2 protein-coding genes are annotated in these 511 nt (G+C 65.6%); both read left to right on the top strand.

The window, feature by feature from the left end:
• The coding region (locus BTA51_RS30355; protein ID WP_210404953.1) for an LptA/OstA family protein at positions 1–182 on the top strand (182 nt) is incomplete at its 5' end.
• A 7-nt stretch (positions 183–189) separates the two neighbouring features.
• Positions 190–511: ATP-binding cassette domain-containing protein (locus tag BTA51_RS28955; RefSeq protein WP_246841234.1), on the top strand; the 322-nt coding region annotated here is incomplete at its 3' end.

The raw sequence follows: 511 nt of genomic DNA on the forward strand, positions 1-511 counted from the left end.
AGGAGGCGCTGGAGGCCCGCGAGGCGATCTATTCCCTGCAGGCGCAATCGCTGGAGATGACCGGGGCGGTGATGCTGGTGCAGGGGCAGAACATGCTCTCGGGCGAGCGGTTCGTGGCCGATCTGCGCTCGGGCAGCGGTCAGATGTTCGGTCGCGTCCGCACTATCATCCGGATGGAATGACTCCTCGATGACCATGAACGACGATCAGGTCGACGGGTTGCGCATCCGGGGCCTGCAGAAAAGCTACAAGCGCCGCCCCGTCCTGCGCGGCATCGACCTCGATCTGCGCCGTGGCGAGGTCGTGGCGCTGCTGGGGCCGAACGGCTCGGGCAAGACCACCTGTTTCTATTGTGTGGCCGGGCTGGTGCCGGCGGATGGCGGTCAGGTCGCCATTGACGGCATCGATGTCAGCGGCTGGCCGATGTACCGCCGCGCGCGGATGGGTATCGGCTATCTGCCGCAGGAAATGTCGATCTTCCGGGGCCTCTCGGTCGCGGACAATATCAAGG

The sequence above is a fragment of the Hahella sp. CCB-MM4 genome, assembly GCF_002260525.1.
In the GTDB taxonomy this organism is placed as follows: Bacteria; Pseudomonadota; Gammaproteobacteria; order Pseudomonadales; family Oleiphilaceae; genus Hahella.